The sequence below is a fragment of the Chitinophaga sp. genome, from assembly GCF_035538455.1.
Taxonomy (GTDB): domain Bacteria; phylum Bacteroidota; class Bacteroidia; order Chitinophagales; family Chitinophagaceae; genus Chitinophaga.
In genome coordinates, this window is record NZ_DATLKJ010000203.1 from 1 (window position 1) to 3,464 (window position 3,464).

The 3,464-nt window shown below is 44.3% G+C and carries 1 protein-coding gene; it reads right to left on the reverse strand.

Going from position 1 to position 3,464, the window contains the following annotated elements:
• The coding region (locus VM802_RS24280; RefSeq protein ID WP_325535518.1) for a beta-ketoacyl synthase N-terminal-like domain-containing protein at nucleotides 1–3,464 on the reverse strand (3,464 nt) is incomplete at both ends.

Below are 3,464 nucleotides of genomic sequence, written 5' to 3' on the forward strand. Positions count from 1 at the left end.
AGGTAGCTTTGTAAGCAGTTTCGCCTTCACCGTTTGCAGCATATGCATAAAAAAAGATACCGTTGTATGCTCTGGCAATATGGTTACTTCCAATGCCAGTGATTCCATTAGCTTATCAGCCAATTCTGCCGACCCGCCTGCCAGCAGTATCAGCGGAGCTACCGCAGTATATTGTTCTGGCCGGGGAATTAAAGGCGATGGCTGCCAGCCGCTGCTGTATAAATGTGTGCTTATCTTATCTTCTTCGGTGTGCGCTCTTAAAAACCCGTCCGCCGGAAGCATTGCCAACGTTGAAAAACAAAGTAATATTTCACCACCTTCATTTAACAGATCAATGTCATAAGTAGGTAATTCGCTATCCTTCTTATGATGCTTGCTATATCGGGCATAACACCAGATAGTAGCCGGCAGCTTTTGGTAAATATTTACTTCCTCAACACTGAAAGGCAGCATCAGACGTTGGTCATCTTTAACAAAACTCAATCCGGCACAAGTTTGCAGAGCGCTATCAAGCATACCCGGATTTAGTACGAAATCATTCTGCCCACGTAAAACAATTTGAGACAACGCTTCCGTTTCACTGTAAAAAAGTTCTTCAATCCCCTGGAAGCTGGCGCCATAATTTAATCCCCTTGCTTTAAACAGGCGGTAACACTCTTCCCGTTTCCTTGCATAAGGCAATCGTTGCCGGATAGCCTTCAGGTCGATCTTTCCCGGCGGCTGTTGTAATTGCGCACTTAATTTTCCTTGGCTGTGAAGCTGTGTTATTGTAGCCGTTTGTCTGTAAACTTCATAAGCAACAGCAGTTCCTTCCGGATAGAGTTTTATCTGTACTTTTTCAGGTTTATCATTTACCTGTATCGGGCTTAACCATCTAACATCTTTCAGCTGTGTAATTTTCTCCTCTGTTGATTGCTCTCCTGCTTCTCTGGCCATTTCCAAATAAGCTACCCCTGGCAATACCCTTTCTTCCCGGATTTTATGATCTGCCAGAAACGATTCTTTACCACTGTATACACTCGCAAACTGCTGTGCTTTCAGGTTAGAGCTATTGCGATGCAGCAGCGGGTGCAATTTGCTGCCATCGTTCACCATATTGTGTCTTTCCCTTCCAGGTATCCAATATCTTTCCGCCGCAAACGGGTAAGTGGGTAAACTGATTCTGGAAGGATAATATCCGACATAAAGTAACGTCCAGTCAATATTACTTCCCCTTACCCATAGCTGTGCAATGGAGCTGCTCTCCTTATCCTTCACTGCAGTTTCTATGTATGCCTTCCCCGCATTACCTTCCAGTAAAAAACCTGCTTTATCCTTTTTGATATTGCCTGTAAATATATCACTGGATTTTCCGGCGAGATAATCATTCAGTTTATCCAGCAATACTTCCTTATCATTTGCCACCAATGCCAGGCGCTCTTCCATTGCTTCCCGCCCTACCTGCAACGTGTAAGCAATATCATAGAGATTTACGTCATGGTTGGCCAACAGGAACTGCCTCAGGTTTATTACCTGCTCTTTCATCCGTATAATATCCATGGCCGACAGTACGATAATTGCCGGACCGGCATTGGTATATACAATTTCAGGAGGTGGAAGATATTCCTGAATAATGATGTGAGCATTACTCCCTCCTGCTCCAAAACTACTTATTCCAGCCAACCTGGGACCATTATCAGCCGTCCTCCATGCTTCCAGTACCCGCTGTACTTTAAATGGGGTAACCGTAAAATCGATATTCGGATTGAGGGTATCAGCATGCAACGAAGGCACCAGCTGTTGATGTTTCAGTTGCAGTAATACTTTGGTAACACCCGAAATACCCGCAGCAGATTCACAATGACCAATATTGGACTTCACAGAACCGATGCTGCAATATTGCCTGCTATCCGTCTCAAAAGCTTTGCTTAGACCGGCTATTTCAATAGGATCACCCAAACTGGTACCTGTACCATGTGCTTCTATATAACTGAAATCTGTTGCCTTTATTCCCGCTTTTCTGATGGCCTCCTTTATAACTGCCGATTGTGCATGGGGATTGGGCACCGTATATCCGTTGGTTTTTCCGCCATGATTAACAGCAGTTCCTTTAATAACGCCGTAAATATGATCTCCATCAGCCACTGCTTTACTTAATGGTTTCAGTAAAACGGCGCCTACGCCTTCCCCCGGCACATACCCATCACCACCTTCTCCAAAGCTCACACATCGGCCTTTAGCAGACATGAATCGCCCCTGACTGAGCATCAGGTATTTATTGGGGTGTACACTCACATTAACGCCACCAGCTATAGCCAGATCACAATTACCATTCTGAATACTTTCACAGGCAAGATGTATAGCTGTTAAAGAAGAAGAACACATCGTATCCACTGCCATGCTCGGGCCATGGAAATTGAAAAAAGAAGATACTCTGTTGGCAATCGTGGCAGTAGTGCCCCATAACGCTATCGGATTACCCTTTAAGGTCTCTTCTACACCAAATAATTGATACTCATCATACATCACGCCAGCATACACACCTACCCTGCTGCCCAATTCAACTTTGTTACTGTATGAACCTTGCAGCCTTTCCCTGGTGTACCCGGCATCTTCTATCGTTTCCCAGACAGTTTGTAAAAACAAGCGCTCCTGCGGATCCATCAACTCAGCCTCTCTCGGAGAAATATTAAAAAACAATGGGTCAAACCGATCTACGCCGTCTATAAAACCACCCCATTTGCTATAGCTTTTGCCATTCTGTCCCTTCTCTTCACTGTAAAAACTATCCATCTCCCATCGATCTTCCGGTATCTCGGTAATACTGTCTTCTCCTGCTTTTAAATTTTCCCAGAACTCATGTATATTTTTTGCTCCGGGATACCTTCCGCTTACACCTATTATTGCAATATCACTTGTCGGCATAATTGGATTTTCCGGTGCTTTAGCAGTAGTAAAACGTTGTTTATTCTTGTTATCAGTCTCATTAACCGGCCTCCGGACAGCAGTATCAGCCATTTTGCTCTGGCTTACCTCTCCAGTTAGCGTCAGCAGTTTTTCGTTATGTGATGTGGTAAAATATTCCACTAATTCCTTCAGGGTCTGATATTCAAAAAAGAGGGTTTTGGGGAGTCTTCCAAAAGTTTCTTCTAACTGTCCATTTAATCGGGTAATCAATACTGAATCTATTCCGTATTGTCCCAAAGGAAGGTCTGATTCCAGTTTATCTTCTGCCAGCTTTAACTCTTTGGACAATAAACCTCGCAGATACCTGGTGGCCACTCCTTCTAATTTTTCTGACCCCGGTTTATTATGCATAGCTGGTGGCAATACCGTATTTTCTGCTGCAATGTCCGGGGCAAAAGTCATTGTTGAGAGCGGACGCGTTCCAAACATAACAACTCCCTGTACGGTGGCATTTTTCAGCAGTGTTTCAAACGCCTGGATACCTGCTGCAACAGGCAATGGCTGCATTCCCCATTCCT